Below are 17,534 nucleotides of genomic sequence, written 5' to 3'. Positions count from 1 at the left end.
TGGTTGACCGTTGTATCAACAGGCAGGCCGTTGGCGTCGAGGTCGATCGAGCCGAGCTGCTGTTCCGGCTGGCCAAGGCCGGAGGAGTCGGCGGTGGCGCCGACATCCGGGGTCTGGGTGATGATTTCGGCAACGGAATCGCTTCCATTGCCGCCATCGACAGGGCGCTCAAGCGAACCGCTTTTCTTGGTGCCGCCGTTTTCGAGATCCTGGAAGCGGAACTCGTTGTCTTCCTGGGCTTTGCGGATGGTTTCCTGCATCTGCAGAAGCTGGAAGCTCATCTCCTCGATGCGACCGTTGAGCGAGCGGATCTCTTCCTCAAGCTGCTGGACGCGCACGGACGGATCGCTGGACTGCGCAAGATGAACGCGTGCCTCGGGTTCGGCAGTCTTGGACACCTTGGGCTGGACGAGCGAAAAGCCCGGCAGCTGGAAGGCGCTTGCGCTTCCATGGATCCCGGTCAGCGTGGCCGTCGCAAGCAATGCGGCCATCACAAGTTTGTTCATGTTCCTTATCCTGTTTTCGCGATGGGTTGCGCCGAACAGGCGCTCACAGGAGATTTTTCCAATTGCCTGCAAAAAGCAACCAAGTTCGGCCAAAGTAAGGAGAAAAGTAAAGGCGGCCGAGGCCGCCTTCACAATGTCGTTGGAGCGCTGAGCCTCGACTACATGCCGGCGCCGCCGAGAACGGTCACGGCGCGACGGTTCTGCGACCAGCACGAGATATCGTCGCAGACGGCAACCGGACGTTCCTTGCCGTAGGAGATGGTCTTCATGCGCTGGGCCGGGATGCCGCGCGATGCGAGATAGTCGCGGGTCGAGGCGGCACGGCGGGCGCCAAGCGCTAGGTTGTATTCGCGGGTGCCGCGTTCGTCGGCATGGCCTTCGATCGTGATGGCATACTGCGGATACTTGGCCAGCCACTGAGCCTGACGATCGAGCGTCTGCTGGGCATCGGCGCGGATCGAGGTCGAGTCGGTGTCGAAGAAGATGCGGTCGCCGACGTTGACGGTGAAGTCCTGGGTCGAGCCCGGGGTCGATGCACCGGCGCCGTTTGCGCCGAGGCCGAGATCACCGGCGCTGTTGGGCAGGTTCTTCTTGTTGGCGCAGCCTGCCAAAGCCAGGGTCATCGCCAAAGCGACGATGGCCGGGTTGGTTGCGAGTTGCTGCAGGCGGCTCTTCGCCGGGGAATGAATGCGGCTCATCGCCGGTCTCCTTGAATTCTCTGTTAGGGTTGCCGGACGATAACCAATCTAGGTTAACCGGCTTTCAATAATCATGGTTAACGAACCGTTTAATATGGTCCGTAAAGCGCCGGATTGCAGCGCTTTACGGCAGGAAGGAGGCGCAAATGCGCCCTATTCGAGGAGCGGCGACCAGGCCGGGTCGGAGCCGAAGGCCGGTGTCTTGACCTGCTGCTCATTGTAGCCCGACAGGTCGATCGAATAGAGGGCAGGGCCGCCGGCACCGGAGTTCTGACGGAAGAACATCAGGACGCGGCCGTTCGGAGCCCAGGTCGGGCCTTCGTTGTGGAAACCGGTGGTCAGGATGCGCTCGCCCGACCCGTCGGTCTTCATCACACCGATCGAGAACTTGCCGCCCGACTGCTTGGTGAAGGCGATCAGATCGCCGCGCGGCGACCAGACCGGCGTGGAGTAGGAACCGTCACCGAACGAGATGCGCTGCTGGCCTGAGCCATCGGCATTCATCACGTAAAGCTGCTGGCGGCCGCCACGGTCGCTTTCAAAGGCGATGCGGGCGCCGTCGGGGGAATAGGAAGGCGACGTGTCGATGGCGGCGGTCGAGGTCAGACGGGTCGTGGTGCGCGAGCGCAGGTCCATCGTGTAGATATTGGCGTTGCCGTCTTGCTGCAGGCTCATGATGACACGCTGGCCATCCGGCGAGAAGCGGGGCGAAAACGTCATGCCGGGGAAATTGCCGACCACTTCGCGCTGGCCTGTCTCCAACTGGAGCAGATAGACGCGCGGCTGGTCGCCTTCGAACGACATGTAGGTGACTTCCTGGCGGCTCGGCGAGAAGCGCGGGGTGAGGACGATGTCCTTGGAACCGGTCAGCATGCGGACGTTCTCGCCGTCCTGGTCCATGATCGCCAGCTGGCGCTTGCGGTCGGTCTTGGGGCCGCTTTCGGAGACGAAGACGATACGGGTGTCGAAATAGCCCTTTTCACCGGTGATGCGCTCATAGATCGCATCGGCAATGATATGGGCGACCCGGCGCCAGTTTTCCGGCTGGGTGAAAAACTGCTGGCCGGTCATCTGCTGGCCGGCAAAGGTGTCCCACAGGCGGAACTCGGCGCGCAGGCGACCATCGGCCTCCTTGCTGATGCGGCCGACGACCAGAGCCTCGGCGTTGATGACCTTCCAGTCTTCAAAGCGCGGCGGCTGGTCAGGATTGGAAATCTTCTCGATGAAGGCTGCACGGCCGACCGGAGCAAACAGACCGGAACGCTTAAGGTCGGCTTCGACCACGGCTGCGATCTTGGCGCCAATGCCGTCGGTGGAGACGAAATCGGTAATCGCGATCGGCAGCGGCGAGACATTGCCTCGGTTGATGTTGATTTCGACGGTGGCGTTCGCCGGGGCGGCGATGGCGCCTGCCATGCTGGCGACAACCATCAGAAGACGGAGGAGGTGGAATTTTTTCATTCTATCCAAGCCTTTCAGCTCTTACATCAGTTCGCTGGGGTCGAAATTGACGATGACTTCGGACCAGGCGTCAAATTTGTCCCTGGGCAGATTGGTGAAGGGGGCGGACTTGCGCACGGCGCGAACGGCGCCGCTCATCAGAACGCGTTGGGCTGTTTCGGAACCGCCGGTCGCCGTTGCTTCCGGATTGCCGACCAGGTTGCCGTCCTGGTCCAGCTGGAATCTGACCTGGATACGGACATCCTGGGCGTCGGCCATGCCAGGCGTGATCAGCCAGTTGTTCTGGATCGCGCCACGCAGCGCATCCATCTCGCTCTGGCTGAGCTTCGAGCCACCGGTATTGGTCTTGCCACCGAGCGCTGCCTTTTCAGTCGAGCGTTTGGCGCCACCGCCGGCGGCATCCGTCTTGTTCAGAAGGGCTGCCACTTCGTCGGCATTGAAGTCGCTTTCCATCTGCGGCTTCGACTTTGCCGTTTCCTGGGCCTTGGTATCTTTCTTGGCTTCGGTCTTCGGTGGCGGCTTCTTTTCGACCGGCTTGGCCGTCTCGATCTTCGGACGCGCTGCCGGGACCGGTGCCTGTTCGGGCAGCGGGATCTCTTCGGCCTTGGTTTCTTCCGGCTGCGGCGGCGGGGCGGTTTCTTCCTTCACCACTTCCTTGACCTCGTTGGGCTTGGTGTCCTCAACGGGGGCGGGGGTCTCGACCTTTTCAGGCGCCGCGGCCACTTCCTGTTCGACCGGGCGCTGCGACGGGGTCGGCGGCGATTTCAGGTCGACCTGGTTGTCGCCGAGATTTTCAGCCGGTTCTGCGATCGGCGGCTTCTTGGTCGGCACCGGTGCCGACTTCTCGGCGAGCGGCGCCTTCTTGTCGCCCTGCTGGATCTGGGTGAATTCCTCGATCGGCACGATGTCGACCGGGAGCGACTCCATGTTCATCACCTCGAGTTTTTCGGGCGAGCCAAGGGTCACCAGCGCTGCGGCGAGCGCCAGTCCGTGCAGAAACGTGGATGTGAAGAGGCTGCCCTTCATGACGTCCGATCAGTTCTGCTGTTCCTGCAAGGTCACAAGACCGATATTGGTGAAGCCGGCCGTCGAAATCCGCGCCATCACCTGCATGACGGTGCCGTAGGCAGCCGTCGTGTCTGCACGCACAAAGATACGTTCCTTGTAACCGGTCTTGGCAATCGCCTCGAGCTTCGGCACGACTTCCTCGATCGGGATTACCGATTCCTGCAGATAGATTTCGCCTTTGCCATTGACCGAAACGGTAATCGGCTGGGTGTCGGTGTTCATCGCCTGTGCCTGGGTCTGCGGCAGGTCGATCGGCACGCCGACGGTCATCATCGGGGCGGCAACCATGAAAATGATCAAGAGCACGAGCATGACGTCGACCATCGGCGTGACGTTGATCTCGCTGACCAGTGCGCGCTTGTTGCCGCGGCGTCCACGACGGCCACCGCCGCCGCCTCCTGATCCAACTGACATACCCATGATGCGTCTCCGTTCGTCGATATCTTACTGTGCGGCCTGGCGAGGCTGCAGCTTTTCGTCGATCTGGCGCGACAGGATGGCGGAGAATTCGTCGGCAAAACCTTCCATACGGGCGGTCAGCTTGCCGGATTCTCCGGAGAATTTGTTGTAGGCGATGACCGCCGGGATAGCGGCGACAAGGCCGATGGCGGTGGCGAGCAGCGCTTCGGCGATACCGGGAGCGACAACGGCGAGGCTGGTATTCTTCGAACCGGCGATCGCCTGGAACGAGGTCATGATGCCGATGACTGTGCCGAACAGGCCGATAAACGGCGCGGCGGAACCGATGGTGGCGAGTGACGAAAGGCGGCCTTCGAGCGTTTCGCTCTCGCGGGCCATGGTCACATCCATGGCGCGGTCGATACGCATCTGCAGGCCGATCGGGGAACGGGCGCCGCGCTCGAAACTCTTCTTCCATTCGCGCATGGCGGCAACGAACATGGCGGCAAGGCCGGTGTTGTTGCGCTCGGCAAGCGTGCGGTAGAGTTCTTCGAGCGACTGGCCCGACCAGAAGACCTGTTCGAACTGGTCGAACTGGCGGCGGGCGCGGGCATAGCTCAGATATTTGTCGATGACGATCGCCCAGGTCCAGACCGATGCCGCAATCAGGCCGAGCATGACCAGCTTGACGATCAGGCCCGCCTGCATGAACAGAGCCCAGATGCTCACGTCATGGGTCGCTGCTGCCATTCCAACTTGTTCCATCGCCTTCAAATCCCCGAAATCCAAACGCCCGGTGGTGGACCGGGCGGTGAAAAAGCCGTGCTAGTGGAAGTTTGCGGTCGCCATCGCTGAACGCCTTACCCCGCTTCAAGCTCCCAGATTGCCTTCTGAGCGCGAAATTTGGTCAAAGGAAGGCGTGCGATGCACAAATATTCCGTGCCAGAGTAAGACATCATTATGGTTAAGAAGGCGTTACTTCGGGGTTTCTTGGACGTCTTCGCCAAGGAACTGGCGGGCCAGGTCTTCCGGCAAACGACGCGGCCGGCCGTTGCGGTTGACGACGGCGATAACGACCTTGGCGGCAATCAGCAATTGCTCGTCGCGACGGATTTCCTGTTCCAGGATCATCTTTGCGCCGCCTGCCTTGAGGGTGTTCGTCGCGATCATCAGCACGTCGTCCATGCGGGCCGGCGCCTTGAAGTCGATCTCCATGCGGTGGACGACAAAGACCAGGCCTTCCTCGTCCATGCCGATCAGCGCGCTCTGCTCGACGCCGAGGCACCGCAGGTAGTCGGTCCGTCCGCGCTCGAGGAAATGCAGATAGCGGGCGTGGTAAACCAAGCCGGAGAAATCGGTGTCTTCATAGTAGACGCGCTGGGTCAACCGATGGCCGTTGTCCACCAATTCGCCACTGATCGAAATTGCCTGTGTCGTCATGGGCTTACTCCTGGAATCGAAAACTTGGGCGGTTGATGGAACGTGGCTGTCTGCCGGTCATTGTAGTGCTGTCACAATGGAGCCCTATGAAGGGGCCGGGCTGAACCTTGAAGGAGATCCATCATGAAAATCGCAATCATGGGCGGTGACGGGTTTGTCGGTTGGCCTACTGCGCTTCATTTGTCCGATGCGGGCCACGATGTCCATATCCTCGACAATCTGTCGCGACGCTGGATCGACACCGAGCTTGGCGTTCAGTCGCTGACGCCGATGGACAGCATCCAGGAACGCACTCGCATCTGGCATGCCGAGACCGGCCGTCGCATCCATTTCCATCTGATCGATCTGGCCCGCGACTACGACCTTCTGAAGGCATGGCTGGCGGAGCACCGCCCGGATGCGATCATTCATTTTGCCGAGCAGCGCGCTGCGCCCTATTCAATGAAGAGCGACCGGCACAAGAACTACACCGTCAACAACAACGTATCGGCGACGCATAACCTCTTAAATGCGTTGGTGGAGATCGGCTTGGATGCGCATCTGGTGCATCTCGGCACGATGGGTGTCTATGGCTATTCGACGGTGGGCGCTGCCATTCCCGAAGGCTATCTGCCGGTCGGCATCGAGACGGTCGACGGCAATACCGCCAGCCAGGAAATTCTCTATCCGGCCAATCCCGGCTCGATCTATCACATGACCAAATGCCTCGATCAGCTGCTGTTCCAGTTTTATGCGAAGAACGATGGTTTGCGGGTGACCGATCTGCACCAGGGCATCGTCTGGGGCACCCATACGGCGCAGACGCGTCTGCATCCGCAACTGGTCAACCGGTTCGACTACGACGGCGACTACGGAACTGTGCTCAACCGCTTCCTGATCCAGGCGGCGATCGATTATCCGCTGACGGTGCACGGCACGGGTGGGCAGACGCGCGCCTTCATCCATATCCAGGATTCAGTCCGTTGCATCGAGATCGCGCTCAACAATCCGCCGGTGCGCGGGGCGAGGGTGGAGATCTTCAACCAGATGACGGAAACCCATCGTGTCCGAGATCTCGCGGAGATGATTTCGCGCATGACCGGCGCGCGGATAGCCTGGCTGCCCAACCCGCGCAAAGAAGCGCCGGAAAACGATCTGATCGTTCGCAACGAGAAGTTCCTCGGGCATGGTCTTTCGCCGACAACCCTGGAAAACGGGCTGCTTTCGGAGATTGTCGACGTGGCGAAAAAGTTCGCTTATCGTGTCGATCGGTCAAGGGTTCCGGCCGTTTCCGCCTGGACCCGCGACATTGCCCGGACGCTCAACCGCGACCCCGAGGGCAAGATGCTCAGGTCGGTTTCTTAGACAACAGGACATACGGTGGTCGAAGCACTGGTGCCCGCGCTGACGCGGCAGGCTTTTGTGACGCTGGTGACCAATGGCGACTACGCCATGGGCGCGCTGGCGCTGGCACGTTCTATCCGACGGACGAAAACATCAGCCGAAATCATCGTGCTGCATACGGAACAGGTAGAGCAAGAGGTACTGGCGCCATTGGCCGACATGGGCTGCTGGCTGGTCGAGGTCGATCCGCTGCCGCTGTCGGATGCCTTCAACGCGAGGCACGGGCGTGGTGCCGTGCATCAGGCAGCCCCGTTCACCAAGGGGCGCAAGCCGACTTTTCATTCGCCGCTCGACAATTTCTGCAAGCTGCGGCTCTGGGAGCTGACAGAATACGAGACCTGTGTCTTCATCGACGCCGATGCACTGGTCCTGCGCAATATCGACAAGCTGTTCGACTATCCAGAGTTTTCCGCAGCGCCGAATGTCTACGAGAGCCTGTCCGATTTCCATCGGCTCAATTCCGGCGTTTTCGTTGCAAAGCCGTCGCGGGAGACCTTTGCCAGGATGCTGGCGCGGCTCGACAGGCTCGACGCGTTCTGGCCGCGCACGGACCAGACATTCCTGCAGACCTTCTTTCCGGATTGGCATGGCCTGCCGGTAACGATGAACATGCTGCAATATGTGTGGTTCAACATGCCGGCACTATGGGATTGGCGGCAGATCGGCGTTCTGCACTACCAATATGAAAAGCCCTGGGAGACCGGTCATCCCAAGGCTAGTCAACTGAAGCCGCTGATCGATCTCTGGCATGCGTTTTACCAAGGCGATACGATCCCGGATATCGATAGTCTCGCCAACCCCAGCGATGACCGATGAAAGTTCTGGTTTCGGGCGGCACCGGGCTTGTCGGCCGCTATCTGGTCGAAGGTCTGCTGTCTGCTGGCTATGCCGTCACGATCGGTGGGCGAACCGCGCCGGCATGCGACCTGTTTGCGTCTGATGTCGATTTCATGCCGCTGTCGCTGGAGCCCGGCGCCGGCCAGCCCGGTCTGTTCGAAGGCTTCGATCACTTCGTTCACGCGGCCTTCGATCACCTTCCCGGCCTGTATCGCGGAGGCGAAGGTGCCGATGCGGATGGCTTTGTCCGACGCAACCTGGATGGCACAGTCAGCCTGTTCGAAAGCGCCAGGCAGGCAGGCGTGCGACGCTGCGTCTTTCTGTCAAGCCGCGCCGTCTACGATGGTTTGCCGGATGGCAGCGAGCTCTCGGAGGATGCCGACGTCCGTCCGATCACACTTTACGGGCAGGTCAAATTGAAGGCAGAGCAGGCGCTACACGCACTGTCCACGGCGGAACTCTGCGGCGTCAGCCTGCGTGTCACCGGCGTCTATGGCCATCTGCGACCGAATAAGTGGGACGGCCTGTTTGCCGACTATCTGGCCGGCCGTGCGATCGAGACCCGCGCCGGGTCTGAGGTTCACGGCAGTGACGTTGCGGATGCGGTGCGGCGGATGCTGGAGGTGGACGTCGTGGAGGTCAGGGGGCAGGTGTTCAACCTGTCCGATGTCGTGACGGATCGCCACGAAATCCTGCACTGGGTGCAAGCGGTGACCGGCACCGGCCATGCCTTGCCACCTCCTGCGGAGAAGGCGACTGTTGCGCGCATGCCGACCGATCGAATGCGGGCACTGGGATGGAAGCCTGGCGGAAAGGTGCGGATGGAAGAGACTGTGCGGCGGCTTGCGGCCCACTGGATGTGAGGGCGCATCCCTGCGCCAATGTGCGGGAGGGATGCGCCAGGATGGATCTCTATTGCGCGGCGATGATGCCGGCAATCAGGCCGGAGGCAACGCTGATCAAGACGTAGTCGTTGTCGACCCTGACCCAGCGCTGATCGCGACCCGGCTGGCGCAGGCCGTAGCGCTTGTAGTCGCGGATGGCCGCGCGTCTCTGCCAGTCATTCATGCGCTCGCCTTTTCTCCAGCGCTTCTTGATCACGACCTTCTTGTGGATTTCCTTCTTGTGGATCTCCTTGGTGACCCTGTGCTGCCCTGGGGCGCGATCGTCGTGGCGGTAGGACTGGGCCTGGGCCATCGGTGCTGCCAACATAACCGTGGCGATCGTGATGAGAATTGCTTTCTTCATAACTTGCTTCCTCGTTGCTGATGCAGCGAGGTTTAATGCCTGTGGGATGAATGAAAAATGAATAAAATCATAAGCTTGGTTACGGTTTTGTAATGTTTGGAAAGGGCATCGAGGTGAATGCGCCCGTCGCTCAGAGCATCACGTCATCTTCGCTGAGACCGAGCGCCTTCATCGCATCCAGACGGTTGTCGGCATCATCGCCGGTGATGAATTCATCCAGCTGCGGTGGCTTGACGCTGGTGCCGGCGAGCATTGCATGCACCTGCCCACGATGGTGGGTCTGGTGCTGGAACAGGTGGCTGAGCACGTCATCCATGCGGTCATATTGGACGCGGCTGCCGCGGTGGATCGCAATGACGCGGGTGAGTTCGAAGGCGCCAATAGTGGTGCAAAGATCGATCAGTCGCCGGTCGACATCGAGCTGTGCGCCGTAGAGGGCCAAGGGATTGTCGAACGGCTGCTCGTTTTCCCAGGCTTTCGGGCCAAGCGTGCCGCCTTCGAGTGCATCGACATAGAACCAGTCGACAATCAGGATGTGGTTCAGGGTTGTCTTCAGCGATGGAAAGAAACCGATGCGCGGGCTTTCGAATTCGCCCGGCTTCAGTCCGACGAGAGCGGCATGGAGCCGCCAGTTTGCCATGGCATTGTTGAGGGCAAGCTTGCGAAAGACGCGGGAAGGGTCGGTCATTTGGTGTCAAGATCTCCATCATGCCAGACGATGTGCTGCGGGGTCTCCGGTAATATTTCAATATGTTCCGCAATGAAATACGGCGGGATATCCAGCAGGGTCAGCCCGGCTTTCGTCGCCTCCGCCCATTTAAACTCCAGATCGCTTGAGCCGTCTCGGACGCGGTGGATGATGTCCGTTGGGTGAAAAGGGAAGCTGTTGGGCAGTTGCATGCGATAATACATGCCGAATTCATGGCAGTGGCGACCTTCATAAAAGAAGAAATTCTCGACGGTCCAGAGCAGGGGGCCAACCGTAGCCACGACGCCGAGTTCCTCCATCATCTCACGAACGAGGGTCTGCTGCGAGGTCTCTCCGATTTCGGCGCGGCCGCCGGGAAAGGTCCAGAAGGCCTCGTGGGTGGCGCGGTGTACCAGGACATAACCATCGCGAAATGCCAGCCCGGCAATGCGCATTTGGAACAGGCGACCGTCCTTCTTCTTGATGCGGATGCGGTTGTCCATCAAGGCCCTCCGTGGGGATGCCGGCGCGCGTCTATTCGTCTTCGAGTGTCAGGCGGAATTGGGCGGCTTCAAGATCCTTCGGAGGCTGCATGCCGAGATGTTTCCAGGCATTGGCGGTCAGGACGCGGCCGCGCGGTGTGCGCTGGATGAAACCCTGCTGGATCATATAGGGCTCGATGATGTCCTCGATCGCGTCTCTGGGCTCGGAAAGGCCGGCGGCAATCGTCTCGATGCCGACCGGTCCGCCGCCAAAATTCACTGCGATCATGTTGAGATAACGTTTGTCGAGCTGGTCCAGCCCCATATTGTCGACAAGCAGGCGGGTCAGCGCTTCATCAGCGATCTCGCGGTTGACGGCCTCGGCGCGGGCGACTTCGGCAAAGTCGCGCACGCGGCGCAAAAGGCGGCCGGCGATGCGCGGCGTACCGCGGGCGCGTCGTGCGATCTCGCGGGCGCCGTCATCGGTCATGCCGAGGCCCATGAGCCTTGCACCACGGCGGACGATCAGTTCCAGTTCCTCGACGGTATAGAAGGCGAGGCGGACGGGAATGCCGAAACGGTCGCGCAGCGGCGTGGTCAGCAGGCCGAGGCGAGTGGTGGCGGCGACGAGCGTGAACTTCGACAGGTCGATCTTAACCGAGCGGGCGGCCGGGCCTTCACCGATGATCAGGTCGAGCTGGAAGTCCTCCATGGCCGGATAGAGGATTTCCTCGACAGCCGGGCTCAGGCGATGAATCTCGTCAATGAACAGAACGTCGCGCTCTTCGAGATTGGTGAGAAGGGCGGCAAGGTCGCCGGCCTTAGCGATGACAGGACCGGAGGTCGAGCGGAAGTTGACGCCGAGTTCCTTCGCCATGATCTGCGCCAGCGTCGTCTTGCCGAGGCCGGGCGGTCCGACGAAGAGCACATGGTCGAGCGCTTCGCCGCGGTTCTTCGCCGCCTCGATGAAGATCTTCAGGTTGGCCCGCGCTTCTGCCTGGCCGGTGAATTCGTCGAGCGACTGCGGACGCAGTGCCGTGTCGATGTCTTCGCCGCGTTTTTCCGGGGCCAGGATGGGGTTGTTTGTGGTCATGCGAGAAGTTCCATTCCGGGCACGCGGTCGGCGGCGCGTTTGTCGAAGGTCATTGTTCTGCTGCAACCGTCGAGCCGGTTCATTTCGCTCAGCAGGGCGTCGGCAAAATCCACATTGAACATCCTGCAGAAATGCACGGCATTGCCGACCGCTTCATACGCTGCAATTTCAAATTCACGTCGCTCCAGCACGGATTGCAGGAAATCGAGAATCCGTTCCTTCGGATAGCGATACTTGCGCTTCAGGACCCAATTGACCTCCAGAATAACCGAGAGATTGACGAACAGGGTATCGTCAGGCGCCAGTCGATCCAGCAGTCTTGTGACTGCGTCAACCTGCTCGACATCGTCCGGGATAGCGAGCCGCAACAGGACGTTGGTATCTATGCCAAGGCGTTGGCTCATCCGTGTTTGCTTCGCGTGATGGCTTTTTCAAAACGCTCGACGGCGGCGTCCATGATCGCGTCGTCAATTTCTTCGTCCGGCAACAAGGCCCCAGCCGGGGGCTTGCCAAGTATGGCGGCGAGATCGCGAACCGACTTGTTGCGCGGGATGATTACCAATTGGCCGTTGCGCACCCAAGCATAGCACTTGTCTCCGGGCTGCACGTTCAATTGCTCGCGGAGGTCCTTCGGGATCGTCAACTGGCCCTTCGACGTAATTGTTATGTTCGAACCCATTTCACGCTCCTTTTCGCCTTACAAAAATAGAATAGTAAGGCGGCGCAATCTATGCAATCGGCTATCGCGACAATTCCTTCAAGCCCAGCCGGATCAGCTTGGCGCTGTCGGCGCCCTCGCCACCGTTCTTCAAGGCGGCAGCCACGGCATTGGCCGCCTGGTCGCGGGAATAACCGAGATTGGTAAGCGCCGAGACGGCGTCGGCCACCGGTGCAGATGCCACGCCTTCGCCCAGTTCCTGCTTCAGGCCGATATTGGCGGCGGCTTCGCCGGCGAAGGCCGGGGCCTTGTTTTTCAGTTCGGTGACGATGCGGACTGCGACCTTTGGGCCGACGCCCGGCGCGCGCGACACCGATGTCTTGTCCTGCAAGGCAATGGCATTGGCCAGTTCGCCCGGCGTCAGGGTGGAGAGCACGGCCAGTGCCACCTTGGCGCCGACGCCCTGAACGGACTGCAGCAGATTGAACCACTCGCGTTCTAGCGCATTCATGAAGCCGAACAGTTTCAACTGGTCCTCACGGACATAGGTCTCGATGAACAGTACCACCGCTTCGCCGGGCGAGCCGAGCCGCCCCAGGGTGCGCGACGAGCAATGGGCGACGTAGCAGACGCCATGTACGTCGACGAGCACATGGTCGTCGCCGATTTCATCGATGGTGCCTTTGAGTTTGCCGATCATGAATTGTGTCCGCGCAATGCTGATTAAAGGGGATGGGTTTCGGGCGAAATAAGGGGGAGCAAGGGAAAATAACCGCGATATCTGGCGGCATCGCGGCTGAGTAGCCGATAGCCCTTCACCATGGCATGCGCGCCGATGTAGAAGTCGGGAAGCGGTGACCGTCGTTCGCCACCGGACCGGCGATACTGCAGGAACGCATGCCCCGCCGCAAAAGCAGCCTCCCATGGGAGTTCCTCGCGAGCAAACAGCCCAGGTGAAAGTGCGGCGTCGAGGTCGTCTTGCCTTGCATAGCCGGCAGCCATCTCGGCATAGATCAATGGATTGACCAGCAGAGATCCTTGCGCTTTCGCGGCAAGCAATTGCATGGTGGACCAATCTGTAAAGGCACTCGGTGTATGGAAGACGTCAATCAGGACGTTCGTATCGACAAGGGTTTGCATCGATCAATCTCGCAACAGCCGGTAAAATTCGTCGCCGCTGAGCTCGCCGAGGGACATGGATCCCTGATGTCGTCGCAAGTGCTGCAAGAGTTCTCGTGCTTCGCGTTGGCTGGCGTCCACAGAAGGCTCGATCAGGCGCAACACGGCTTCGTCGCCGCGAAGCTCGAACTCGACCTCGCTGCCAGCCTGAATACCCAGATTGGACCGAACATTTTTAGGAATGGTAACCTGGCCTTTTTCAGTGACGCGCATTGTAATACCTCTGCGGTATTACTTAAAGCCTCGCCGAGAACAAGTCAAGAACAAATCAGGCGTTGGCCAGGACCTTGCGCATGCGTTCGCCGCCGCGATTGTGGGCGTGGCAGATGGCGATGGCCAGCGCATCGGCGGCGTCATTGCCCTTGAATTCTGCCTTGGGCATCAGGATTTTCAGCATCATGTGGATCTGTTTCTTGTCGCCGTGACCGACCCCGATGACCGCCTTCTTGACTGCGTTGGGGGCGTATTCTGCAACCGGCAGGCCGGCTCGGGCGGGGACGAGCATGGCGATGCCGCGGGCCTGCCCGAGCTTCAGGGTCGCCACCGCATCCTTGTTGACGAAGGTCTGCTCGACGGCCGCCTCGTGCGGCTGATAGGCATGCACGACTTCGGCCAGGCCGTCATGCAACTGGCACAGACGCGAGGCAAGATCCATGTCGCCATCGGAGGTCACGGTGCCGGAGGCGACGAAGCGCAGCGAATTTCCCAGCGTCTCGATGACGCCCCAGCCACAGCGGCGGAGGCCCGGATCTATGCCGATGATGCGAATCGTGCTGGTCATGAGAAACCCTAGTGCGAATGGCTGCATCTGTGCCAGTGAAATGTGAACAAAACAAAAACATCGGGGTTTGTTGTGTTTTATTACGATCCAGCCTTGGGGCGTGAAGCGATCGTGCCTACATTGGTTAAACAGCGTCAATTCAGGATATGCGGCATGATCCCTTTCTCCATTCTCGACCTCTCGCCGATCGCGGAAGGCCATTCGGTGTCCGAGGCGCTTGATGCGTCGCGCCAGATGGCCCAGGCGGCCGAGGCCAATGGATATCTGCGGTTCTGGCTTGCCGAGCATCATGGCATGCCGGGTATTGCCAGTGCGGCGACCTCGATCGTGATCGCCCATGTCGGCGCCGCGACAAGGACGATCCGCATCGGTTCCGGCGGCATCATGTTGCCCAATCACTCGCCATTAGTGATTGCGGAACAGTTCGGCACGCTGGAGGCGCTTTTCCCCGGCCGCGTTGATCTCGGGCTTGGTCGTGCGCCGGGAACCGACATGCGCACTGCAAGGGCCTTGCGTCGCAACCTCGAGGCCGGCACCGAAAGCTTCCCGCATGATATCATCGAGTTGCAGCGCTTGCTGGGAGAGCCAGCAGAAGAGCATGACTTGCTCGCGGTGCCTGGCATGCGCAGCCATGTACCCTTGTGGATCCTCGGCTCCAGCCTTTACAGCGCGCATCTCGCGGCGGCCCTCGGATTGCCGTATGCCTTCGCCTCGCATTTTGCGCCCGACCAGCTTATCGACGCTGTTCACATCTACCGCGAGCGGTTCCAGCCCTCTGCGTCGCTGCAAAAGCCCTATGTGATTGCCGGCGTGATGGGTGCGATCGCGGAAGACGATGAAACGGCACAGCACCTGTTCACCTCGGCGCAGCAGCAGTTCGTCAACCTGCGACGGAACATCCGTCGGCCATTTCCGCGACCGATGACGATGGAGGGGTACTGGACCGACATGGAGCAGATTACAGTCGAGCATACCTTACGTTATGCGATTGTCGGTTCGCCGCAGACAGCGCGTGGCAAACTGGATGATTTCCTGTCCGAAGTCGGCGCTGACGAATTGATCATATCGATGCCGATCCATGACATTTCGGCGCGGTTGCGGTCGGTCGAACTGTTTGCCGAGGTGCGCAACAGCATATTTCAAGCGGCCTAGCGGCTTTATCGTCAAAAAGCCCGTTTCTGCACCAGCGTTTTAACGCCTGATTAAAAATTCGAAGTGAATGCTGCCAGCAACAGAGGAGAGGTCCGTCGTCGTCGGCGATGCGATCGTTTTTTTCTCTAGAGAGATGCAGCAGTCGCCTCGCGTTCTGCGGCATGTCCAGTGGGATCAACCATGGCTGCTCGTTTCAATTCGCTGTCGTTCAAAGTCATTGCCATCTTTCTCGTCTTGACGTTTGTCACCATCGCCTTGCTGAATATCTTTGCCTATCGGACGTCGAACAGCGTCTTCCAGGCACAGACCGAAAGGGCGATGGCGAGCACATTGACCTTCCGCGGCGACATGCTGGTGCAGCAGTTGAACGAGTTGCAGAACCAGGCAGCGTCGATCGCCAAGATCGAGACGCTGCAACAGTCGCTGACCGGATTGAAGAGCGGCTGGAACACGATCACCAAGAACTCCGGTGATGCCAAGGCTGAACTGCAACGCGTGTTCGTGACGGAAAACCCCAACCCGGCCGCAGAGCGCGAAAAGCTGCTGAAGCCGGAAGGTCCGAGCGGCTTTTACTATTCGACGCATGAAACGACCCAGGCGCAGGTCGGCGGCTATCTGGCGCAGACCAGCTTTGACGACATGCTGATCGCCGATCAGAACGGCAATATCGTCTACAGCTACCAGAAGGGTCCGGCCTTTGCCGAAAATGCCACCAAGGGCGCTTTGGCCGAAGCGGGGGCCGGAAAGGCCTATGCGCGCAGCGTCGAAGCGGCTGCCAAGGCCGTAGACGATGTCGCGGCGGTCAGCTTTTCCGGTTTGAGCGTCGGTGCCGATGCCGCTTCACCGGACATCTATTTCGCCGTTCCGATCGTCAAGCTTGGTGCCTACAAGGGCTCGATCCTGTTTGCCGTCAAGTCGGACGCGCTGGTCAATCTCCTGAGCAAGGGTATCGCCGCCGGCAGCAGCCAACAGGCCTCGATCCTGTCTTCGGATGGTACAGGCATCGGCCTGTCGCCGTCTGGCCAGTTGACCGACATCAAGGCCGATTTCAGCACCGCATCCGACGGCATCACGGTCCAGACGATCAATCGTGCCGATGGTGCGGCGCAGGCCTATGGCCGCAAGGTGTCGTTCGCGGGGCAGGATTTCATTGTGACGGAGAGCATGACCCTGGCTGAAATCGATGCCGGTTCGCTGGAAATCGCAACCATCCTGACCATAACGGGGCTGGTCGCGCTGGTGCTTCTGGCCGCAGCCACCGGTGTCCTGACCAACCGGCTGTTTGCGCCGCTCAAGCGGCTTGCCGCATTCACCGGCGCTGTTGCCGATGGCAAGATCGACGAGCCGGTTGCAAACCAGGATCGTGGCGATGAAATCGGCAGCATGGCGCGTGCGCTGGAACGGTTCCGCCAGGGCCTGATAGAACAGCAGCGGCAGTCCGCAGAGCGTCGCGAGGAACGTGAACGTGTCGATCAGGAGCGTCGCCAGCGCATGGCGGAGCGCGATAGCGAGGCGCAATCGCTGCAGGCCGTCGTGCAGACGCTGGACGAGAGCCTCGACCGGCTTGCCGGGGGCGATCTCGCCTTCCAGATCGAACAGCGGTTCCCGGCCGAGCTTGAAAGCCTCAGAAGCAATTTCAACAAGGCGATCCTGACGCTGAGCAATACGCTCAGTGGCATTGGCGGTAATTCGGTTGCCGTGCGCGAAGGTTCGCAGGAAATGCGCTCCGGCGCCGATCAGCTGGCCGAGCGTACTGAACGCCAGGCAGTCGCGATCTCCCAGGCCGCCAACGCCATCAAGGAGATCACCGGTGCGGTGAAGGTGCAGATTTCCCGTGCCGAAGACGCCAACAAGATCGCCCGGGCCGCGAAGGACGACACCGAGACCTCGGGCACGATCATGCGCGACACGATCGCGGCGATGGAGGCGATCCAGGGCTCGTCGCAGGAAATCAACAACATCATCGGCGTCATCGACGAGATTGCCTTCCAGACCAACCTTCTGGCGCTGAATGCCGGCGTCGAGGCGGCACGTGCTGGGGAAAGCGGCAAGGGCTTTGCTGTCGTGGCGCAGGAAGTCCGTGAGCTGGCGCAGCGCTCGTCGAATGCCGCCAAGCAGATCGCCAGCCTGCTGGCCAAGTCGACGACGGAGGTCGACCAGGGCGTCAAGCTGGTCGAGCGGGCAGGGGCGGCACTCGACGGCATCGGGTCGCATGTTCTGGCAATCAACGGCCGGATCAGCGAAATCATGGAATCGACCCGCGAGGAAGCGCAGACGCTCGGCGATATCAACGGTTCGGTCAACCAGCTAGACGTCATGACCCAGCAGAACGCGGCCATGGTCGAGGAAACGACGGCCGCCATTCACAAGCTCGCCAGCGAGGCCACGGAAATGGATCAGCGCCTGGGCCAGTTCACTCTCGGCTATGCGTCGCATCACGNTGCTGCGGTATTGCATGAGT

The 17,534-nt window shown here is 60.5% G+C and carries 21 protein-coding genes and 1 pseudogene; 5 read left to right on the top strand and 17 right to left on the bottom strand.

Going from position 1 to position 17,534, the window contains the following annotated elements:
- The 7 genes and pseudogenes from PDO_RS26155 to ybgC form a co-directional block, all read right to left on the bottom strand.
- A pseudogene (locus PDO_RS26155) lies at positions 1-506 on the bottom strand (tol-pal system protein YbgF); the annotation flags it as partial.
- A 158-nt stretch (positions 507-664) separates the two neighbouring features.
- On the bottom strand, positions 665-1,204 hold the full coding sequence (gene pal, locus PDO_RS26150; protein WP_007608857.1) for a peptidoglycan-associated lipoprotein Pal: 540 nt from the start codon (positions 1,202-1,204) through the stop codon (positions 665-667).
- A gap of 153 nt (positions 1,205-1,357) precedes the next feature.
- Positions 1,358-2,665, bottom strand: coding sequence for a Tol-Pal system beta propeller repeat protein TolB (gene tolB, locus PDO_RS26145; RefSeq protein ID WP_007608855.1), 1,308 nt, complete (start codon positions 2,663-2,665; stop codon positions 1,358-1,360).
- A 21-nt stretch (positions 2,666-2,686) separates the two neighbouring features.
- The gene (locus tag PDO_RS26140) at positions 2,687-3,691 is read right to left on the bottom strand and encodes a cell envelope integrity protein TolA (protein WP_007608854.1); all 1,005 of its coding nucleotides are present in this window, start codon (positions 3,689-3,691) and stop codon (positions 2,687-2,689) included.
- A gap of 9 nt (positions 3,692-3,700) precedes the next feature.
- Positions 3,701-4,153, bottom strand: a complete 453-nt coding sequence (gene tolR, locus PDO_RS26135; protein ID WP_007608853.1) for a protein TolR — start codon at positions 4,151-4,153, stop codon at positions 3,701-3,703.
- 24 nt (positions 4,154-4,177) lie between these two features.
- On the bottom strand, positions 4,178-4,897 hold the full coding sequence (tolQ, locus tag PDO_RS26130) for a protein TolQ (protein ID WP_037075638.1): 720 nt from the start codon (positions 4,895-4,897) through the stop codon (positions 4,178-4,180).
- A gap of 210 nt (positions 4,898-5,107) precedes the next feature.
- Positions 5,108-5,572, bottom strand: coding sequence for a tol-pal system-associated acyl-CoA thioesterase (gene ybgC, locus PDO_RS26125; RefSeq protein WP_007608851.1), 465 nt, complete (start codon positions 5,570-5,572; stop codon positions 5,108-5,110).
- Positions 5,573-5,695: 123 nt separating this feature from the next.
- Here ybgC and PDO_RS26120 point away from each other — a divergent pair, with 123 nt between their 5' ends.
- Genes PDO_RS26120 through PDO_RS26110 form a run of 3 tightly spaced genes read left to right on the top strand, consistent with a single transcriptional unit; the run spans position 5,696 to position 8,655 of the window.
- Positions 5,696-6,916 (top strand): NAD-dependent epimerase/dehydratase family protein, encoded by a 1,221-nt coding sequence (locus tag PDO_RS26120; protein WP_007608850.1) that lies wholly within the window; start codon positions 5,696-5,698, stop codon positions 6,914-6,916.
- Positions 6,917-6,931: 15 nt separating this feature from the next.
- Entirely contained in the window at positions 6,932-7,771 is an 840-nt protein-coding gene (locus PDO_RS26115) for a glycosyltransferase (protein WP_007608848.1), read from the top strand.
- Positions 7,768-8,655: an NAD-dependent epimerase/dehydratase family protein gene (locus PDO_RS26110; RefSeq protein WP_007608846.1), complete on the top strand. Its 888-nt coding sequence runs from the start codon at positions 7,768-7,770 to the stop codon at positions 8,653-8,655. The genes PDO_RS26115 and PDO_RS26110 overlap by 4 nt, the downstream gene beginning before the upstream one ends.
- Positions 8,656-8,704: 49 nt before the next feature.
- On the opposite strand, the gene PDO_RS26105 is transcribed toward PDO_RS26110, so the two are convergent.
- The 10 genes from PDO_RS26105 to ruvC form a co-directional block, all read right to left on the bottom strand.
- Entirely contained in the window at positions 8,705-9,040 is a 336-nt protein-coding gene (locus PDO_RS26105; protein WP_007608843.1) for an RcnB family protein, read from the bottom strand.
- 130 nt (positions 9,041-9,170) lie between these two features.
- Positions 9,171-9,728, bottom strand: a complete 558-nt coding sequence (locus PDO_RS26100; protein WP_007608841.1) for a DinB family protein — start codon at positions 9,726-9,728, stop codon at positions 9,171-9,173.
- Positions 9,725-10,231 (bottom strand): NUDIX hydrolase, encoded by a 507-nt coding sequence (locus PDO_RS26095; RefSeq protein WP_007608839.1) that lies wholly within the window; start codon positions 10,229-10,231, stop codon positions 9,725-9,727. Before PDO_RS26095 ends, PDO_RS26100 begins: the two co-directional genes overlap by 4 nt.
- Positions 10,232-10,262: 31 nt before the next feature.
- Positions 10,263-11,303, bottom strand: a complete 1,041-nt coding sequence (ruvB, locus tag PDO_RS26090; protein ID WP_007608838.1) for a Holliday junction branch migration DNA helicase RuvB — start codon at positions 11,301-11,303, stop codon at positions 10,263-10,265.
- Positions 11,300-11,707, bottom strand: a complete 408-nt coding sequence (locus PDO_RS26085) for a PIN domain-containing protein (protein ID WP_007608831.1) — start codon at positions 11,705-11,707, stop codon at positions 11,300-11,302. The genes ruvB and PDO_RS26085 overlap by 4 nt, the downstream gene beginning before the upstream one ends.
- On the bottom strand, positions 11,704-11,982 hold the full coding sequence (locus PDO_RS26080) for an AbrB/MazE/SpoVT family DNA-binding domain-containing protein (protein WP_007608829.1): 279 nt from the start codon (positions 11,980-11,982) through the stop codon (positions 11,704-11,706). The genes PDO_RS26085 and PDO_RS26080 overlap by 4 nt, the downstream gene beginning before the upstream one ends.
- Before the next feature lie 61 nt (positions 11,983-12,043).
- Complete coding sequence (gene ruvA, locus PDO_RS26075; protein WP_007608825.1) at positions 12,044-12,661, bottom strand: Holliday junction branch migration protein RuvA; 618 nt, start codon at positions 12,659-12,661, stop codon at positions 12,044-12,046.
- 23 nt (positions 12,662-12,684) lie between these two features.
- Positions 12,685-13,101, bottom strand: a complete 417-nt coding sequence (locus PDO_RS26070; RefSeq protein ID WP_007608823.1) for a type II toxin-antitoxin system VapC family toxin — start codon at positions 13,099-13,101, stop codon at positions 12,685-12,687.
- 3 nt (positions 13,102-13,104) lie between these two features.
- Entirely contained in the window at positions 13,105-13,353 is a 249-nt protein-coding gene (locus tag PDO_RS26065) for an AbrB/MazE/SpoVT family DNA-binding domain-containing protein (RefSeq protein ID WP_007608821.1), read from the bottom strand.
- Positions 13,354-13,408: 55 nt separating this feature from the next.
- Positions 13,409-13,921, bottom strand: a complete 513-nt coding sequence (gene ruvC, locus PDO_RS26060; RefSeq protein WP_007608819.1) for a crossover junction endodeoxyribonuclease RuvC — start codon at positions 13,919-13,921, stop codon at positions 13,409-13,411.
- A gap of 153 nt (positions 13,922-14,074) precedes the next feature.
- Between ruvC and PDO_RS26055 the strand changes: the two genes are divergently transcribed.
- Both PDO_RS26055 and PDO_RS26050 read left to right on the top strand, forming a co-directional pair.
- Entirely contained in the window at positions 14,075-15,073 is a 999-nt protein-coding gene (locus PDO_RS26055; protein WP_007608817.1) for an LLM class flavin-dependent oxidoreductase, read from the top strand.
- Between the two features lie 180 nt (positions 15,074-15,253).
- On the top strand, positions 15,254-17,534 hold a 2,281-nt coding region (locus tag PDO_RS26050; protein WP_007608815.1), incomplete at its 3' end, for a methyl-accepting chemotaxis protein.

Source organism: Rhizobium sp. PDO1-076 (genome assembly GCF_000247475.1).
GTDB lineage: Bacteria > Pseudomonadota > Alphaproteobacteria > Rhizobiales > Rhizobiaceae > Allorhizobium.
The sequence above is the reverse complement of the archived record's forward strand: the minus strand, read 5'-3'. Positions and strand labels throughout refer to the sequence as shown.